The sequence below is a fragment of the Flavobacterium sp. genome (assembly GCF_035760125.1).
Taxonomy (GTDB): domain Bacteria; phylum Bacteroidota; class Bacteroidia; order Flavobacteriales; family Flavobacteriaceae; genus Flavobacterium.
In genome coordinates this window covers 1-5,774 of the sequence record NZ_DASTTN010000230.1, presented here as the reverse complement: position 1 = coordinate 5,774, position 5,774 = coordinate 1, and the positions used below count along the sequence as shown (strand labels likewise).

Below are 5,774 nucleotides of genomic sequence, written 5' to 3'. Positions count from 1 at the left end.
GTTTTGGGATCTTTGCTCTTTTTTTATACCGGAATGATGAACGGTACAGGAAGTATTGTAACTGGATTTATGACCAATATTTTAGGTTTTGACAGTATCTATGTGGCAAGAACACATTTGGCCATTCTGATAGGTCTTTTTATAGCCATTCCGTTATCCACTTATCTTTTGTTCAAAAGAATTTATTTGGCTACGCTTTGGGTTATGGGTTTTGCCAGTTACGGAATGTATCATATCATTCTCTATTTTAGATTTTATCCCGAAATTGACACATCCGATTTTTTTGGTCCTTTTATATTCAAAGGGCTTGCCATTGGTTTTTTGTACCCAGCGGCCTCTCTATATATTTCAGAGAACGTGCCTAAACCTTTGGGTGATTCCCGAATGATGAGCGGTGTGATTTCGCGGGCTGTTTTTGCCTCATTATTGGGAGGGGCTATTTTAGGAACTTTTATTTCCAATATAAATGTGCAACATAAAACAGGCCTTAGTCAGCAATTATCGGAATTAAACCCGATGGCCAAAGCGCAGCTGAATAAGAACAAAAATTACTATATGCTTCAAGGATTATCAGTATGGGAAGCACAAAAAAAAGCCGAAAAAAGTCTTTCAAACCAAACATCACAGTCAGCGTTAATGTTGGCTTACAAAGATATTTATCTGGTAATGGCAGCACTATGTTTCTTCCCGATTCTGGTTCTCCTTTTGTTTCGATTAGGACGAAGGCCAATTGGTCGTGTTGATGTGGAGCCGATACCTTTCTAAAGATGCTAAGATACTCAGTTGCTAAGACTTTAAGATTTGGGTTGGCAATTTTAAAAAGGATAAAATGATTATAAAATGCAGTGTAACTATTTTTCATAAGCTTAGATTCTTAGCAACTTAGAATCTAAAAAAATAAATATTATGGTAAAAAAACAATATCGTTTCTTGAATCATTTATGGAATAAGGAAAGTGGTCTTAGCGGAATGCTGATTTTACTTTTTATTATGCACTTTGTTTTGATTCCAATATTTGGGAACTATTCTTCCTTTATGGTCATTACGAATATATTTTGGATGCTGTTCCTTGTGGCCGGTATTATTTCTTTGTCCAAATCCAAAAAACAAACATTCTTATTCATAATTATTCCATTTTTGTTTATCCTTTTTGGCTGGCTTTCTGTTTTCATAGAGACTCCATTTGTTCACTTGGGAGATATCGTTTTTACTGTTCTTACTTTTGGGTTATTAATTTATTTGGTTTTAGTAAAAGTTTTTGAACCAGGACCAATAACCGAATATCGAGTGATAGGTTCCATAGTGGTTTATATGATTCTGGCCAATTTATGGTCGGTGATTTATTTGTTTATCTACGAACACATTCCCGGTGCTTTTCAAATAACGTTACCTCTTTTCGAAAGCAATACTTTACAAGCTAATTTTTTGTATTTTAGTTATATAACGATTACTACAACTGGTTATGGAGATATTTTTCCTTTGCATCCTTTTGCAAGAGCAATGGTGCAAATTGAAGCCATAATAGGGGTTTTGTACCCCGTGATCCTTATTGGTCGTCTTGTTTCGGATGCCAATGAAAACAATTCCAAAAAGAAACAAAAGCAATAATTGAATTTTAATTTTAACTAATCTTTAAATCAATTCTTATGGAAAATTCAAACCCATACAAAAGCAAACAGATTTTTGAAGTCATTTTACAGCTAGGACTAGTTTTCCTTATTCTAGGATTTTGCATTAAACTTTTATTGCCATTTGTCATGCCAATTCTTTGGGCAATCATATTGGCAATAGTGCTATATCCAGGATACGATTTCCTGCAAAAGAAACTGAAAGGACGCAAAAGTCTGGCTTCATTCATAATCGTTGCGGTCTTATTGATAATCATCATTTCGCCAACAGTATTATTCGTAAATACAGTAACCTCAAACATTACCGAAATAAAAACGGGAGTTGAAAACGGCACTCTGAAAGTGGCAACACCAGGCCAAAATATCAAAGACTGGCCTCTGATTGGGGAGAAAGCCTATGATTTTCTATATACATTATCCGTTGATTTAAAAGCTGGAGTACTCGAATACAAAGCACAAATTGTCGAATTGTCCAAAAAATTATTGGGCAGTGTGCTTAGTTCTACCGTTGCTTTATTGCAGGTAATCCTATCAGTAATTATAGCAGGTGTATTAATGGTTTCGACAAGTGCCCAAGCATTAGCCACCAACTTCATCAAGAGAATAGCAGGTGATTCCGGAGACGAATTTCTGAATATTACAGTGTCAACAGTGTTTCAGGTAGTCAAAGGAATATTGGGAGTGGCTATCATCCAAACCTTAATCCAAGCTGTGGGACTCTTTGGTGCAGGCATTCCTTTTGCTGGTGTGTTGACGGTTATTTGTTTGATGCTTTCCATTATCCAAGTCGGCCCGATCATCATTAATCTTGGGGTAATCGCTTACCTTTTTTCACTGGACAACACTACTGCAGCTATTGGATGGACTATATTTTTCATCCTAAGCGGACTATCAGACAACGTCCTCAAACCGTTACTGTTGGGAAAAGGAGCTCTAGTACCTATGTTAGTCATTTTCCTTGGCGTAATCGGCGGATTTATGATGTCAGGATTCGTAGGCCTATTTGTGGGACCAATCATATTTTCTATCGGCTATAAATTATTTGCTGCCTGGATGGATGACAAACCTGAAAGTACCACAGCATAATTTATTAAATATATCCCATAAAAAAGCCGCTTTGTCATTCAGGGACAATAGCGGCTTTTTAACAAATAAAAACTAAAAAAGATTGTATATGTTAGAAGCAGTATGCGTTTTCTGCAACTAATTTAGTGGTGATGGTTTCTCTTAAACCAACAACATTTGGCATATTAGTGTATTTAGTGTAACGACGTAATCCCATTAACATCATACGTTGTTCATCACCTTCAGCAAAAGAAATAATGCTTTCTTTTCCTTTTTGAGTAATGATATCAACCGCTTGGTACAAGTATAATTGTGCCATTGCAATTTGTTCTTTGATTTTGTCAGCACCGTTTGTTTTGGCTAATTTTTCGGTTCTCAAAATGGTACTTTCAGCCATATAGATTTCGATTAAGATATCTGAAGCCGCCATCAATAATTGTTGATGAGCATCTAAGTCTGGACCGTATTTTTGAACGGCTCCACCAGCAACCATTAGGAACGCTTTTTTCAATTTACCGATCATTTCTTTTTCTTCAGCAAACAATTCAGAATAGTCAGGAGTTTCAAAAGATGGAATTCCCATTAATTCTTCTTGTACTTTAGAAGCAGGTCCTAGTAAATCAACGTGACCTTTCATAGCTTTTTTGATTAACATACCAACTGAAAGCATTCTGTTGATTTCGTTTGTTCCCTCGTAGATACGAGCAATACGAGCATCTCTCCAAGCACTTTCCATAGGTGTGTCTTCTGAGAATCCCATTCCACCAAAGATTTGAATTCCTTCATCGGCACAGTTTTGAACGTCTTCAGAAACGGCTACTTTCAAGATAGAACACTCAATAGCATATTCTTCAACACCTTTCAATTCTGACTCTTGATGAGAAGCTCCAGCTGCTTCACGTTCAGTGATTCTATCTTCAATATCTTTTGCTGCACGGTAAGAAGCACTTTCTCCTGCGTAGCAAGAAGTCGCCATTTCTGCCAATTTAGAACGGATAGCACCAAACTGAGAAATAGCAGTGTTAAATTGGATTCTTTCATTAGAATAGTGAACCGCTCCAGTGATTACTCTACGTTGTGCGTCCAAACAAGCGGCTGCCAATTTGATACGACCTACGTTCAAAGCATTCATAGCAATTTTGAAACCATTTCCTCTTTCAGACAACATATTTTCAGCAGGAACTTTAGTTTCATTGAAGAAAACCTGACGAGTAGAAGAAGCACGAATACCTAATTTATGCTCTTCTTCATTCATTGAGATTCCATTGTCTGGAGTGTTTTCCACGATAAATCCAGTGATGTTTTTGTCGTCACCAATTCTTGCGAATACGATGAAAACAGAACAGAATCCTGCATTCGAAATCCACATTTTTTGTCCAGTGATCGAATATGTTTTTCCGTCTTCAGATAAAACAGCTTTAGTTTTTCCAGAGTTAGCATCAGAACCAGCACCCGGTTCAGTCAAGCAATACGCTCCAAACCATTCTCCAGAAGCCAATTTAGGTACGTATTTTTGTTTTTGTTCTTCAGTTCCATAAAGTGTGATTGGCATTGTTCCAATTCCGGTGTGAGCCCCAAAAGCAGTCGAGAATGAACCCGTTGCTCCCGAAATATAATCACATACCAAAACGGTATTTACAAATCCCATTCCCATTCCGCCATAAGCTTCAGGTACAGCTACGCTTAAGAAACCAAGATCTCCCGCTTTTTTCATACACTCTTGTGTATAGCCATAATCTTTTTTCTCAAAACGATCTTTGTGTGCCCACAATTCTTTATCAACGAACTCTTTTACAGAGTCACGCATCATTAATTGCTCTTCATTAAAATCTTCTGGTGTGAAGATATCTTCACATTTTGTTTCTTTTACGATGAATTGACCACCTCTTGTTTTGTCGCTCATTTTTTTATTTTTTTTAAGTAATAGACTTTTTTAATTACAATAACTCATAAATCCCTGCAGAACCTTGCCCAGTTCCCACACACATAGAAACAATACCGTATTTGCTTCCTCTGCGTTTCATCTCGTCAAACAATTGAACAGATAATTTGGCTCCGGTACAACCGAGAGGATGACCTAGGGCAATAGCACCACCATTCACATTGATAATATCTGGATTCAAGTTTAGTTCGCGGGTTACGGCCAATGCTTGTGAAGCAAATGCTTCGTTTAATTCAATTAAATCGATATCATTTAGAGTTAATCCCGCTTGTTTCAACGCTTTTGGAATCGCTTTTACAGGTCCAATTCCCATGATTCTTGGCTCAACACCTGCAGAGGCGAAGTTTACCAATCGAGCGATAGGTTCAAGGTTTAATTCTTTAACCATTTCTTCACTCATAACAAGTACAAAAGCAGCGCCATCACTCATTTGTGAAGAGTTACCGGCAGTTACGCTTCCGTCAGCAGCAAAAACAGCTCTAAGACCAGCTAATACTTCCAAAGATGTTCCTGCTCTTGGACCTTCGTCTTTGTTTACAACGTATGATTTGGTTTCTTTTTTACCATTTTCATTGATAAAAGTCTGCTCAACAGTAATTGGCACAATTTGTTTGTCAAATTTACCTTCAGCTTGAGCTTTCAAAGCTTTGTTATGTGATTGAAAAGCAAATTCATCTTGGTCTGCACGAGAAATGTTGAATTGTTTAGCCACCGCTTCAGATGTTAATCCCATTCCCCAGTAGTAATCCTCATGTCCTGCTTTTGCAACAGCATAATCCGGAGTAGGTTTGTAACCTCCCATTGGAATAAAACTCATGCTTTCAGCTCCACCGGCAATGATACAATGTGCCATTCCTGATTGGATTTTAGCTGTTGCCATTCCGATAGTTTCTAATCCCGAAGCGCAATATCTGTTTACGGTAACTCCAGGTACATCATCTACTTTTAATCCCATCAAAGAGATCAATCGTCCCACGTTCAAACCTTGTTCTGCTTCCGGCATGGCATTTCCTACCATAACGTCATCAATACGGGTTTTGTCAAATTCTGGCAACTCATTCATCATGTATTGAATGGTTTCTGCAGCCAACTCATCAGGTCTTTTAAATCTAAAAACTCCTTTTGGTGCTTTTCCTACC

Annotated in this window: 4 protein-coding genes and 1 pseudogene; 3 read left to right on the top strand and 2 right to left on the bottom strand. The window is 37.5% G+C overall.

Features of this window, described 5'->3' with window-relative positions; genetic code table 11:
- The 3 genes and pseudogenes from VFS71_RS08395 to VFS71_RS08385 form a co-directional block, all read left to right on the top strand.
- Nucleotides 1-765 (top strand): annotated as a pseudogene (locus VFS71_RS08395) (MFS transporter); the annotation flags it as partial.
- 141 nt (nt 766-906) lie between these two features.
- Entirely contained in the window at nt 907-1,608 is a 702-nt protein-coding gene (locus VFS71_RS08390; protein WP_326400520.1) for a potassium channel family protein, read from the top strand.
- Nucleotides 1,609-1,646: 38 nt separating this feature from the next.
- Nucleotides 1,647-2,714 carry an AI-2E family transporter gene (locus VFS71_RS08385; protein ID WP_326400518.1) on the top strand — a complete coding sequence of 356 codons (1,068 nt, stop codon included), beginning with the start codon at nt 1,647-1,649 and terminating at the stop codon, nt 2,712-2,714.
- A gap of 91 nt (nt 2,715-2,805) precedes the next feature.
- On the opposite strand, the gene VFS71_RS08380 is transcribed toward VFS71_RS08385, so the two are convergent.
- Together VFS71_RS08380 and VFS71_RS08375 are read right to left on the bottom strand one after the other, a co-directional pair.
- Nucleotides 2,806-4,596: an acyl-CoA dehydrogenase family protein gene (locus tag VFS71_RS08380; RefSeq protein WP_326400516.1), complete on the bottom strand. Its 1,791-nt coding sequence runs from the start codon at nt 4,594-4,596 to the stop codon at nt 2,806-2,808.
- Between the two features lie 34 nt (nt 4,597-4,630).
- On the bottom strand, nt 4,631-5,774 hold a 1,144-nt coding region (locus tag VFS71_RS08375; protein WP_326400514.1), incomplete at its 5' end, for an acetyl-CoA C-acyltransferase.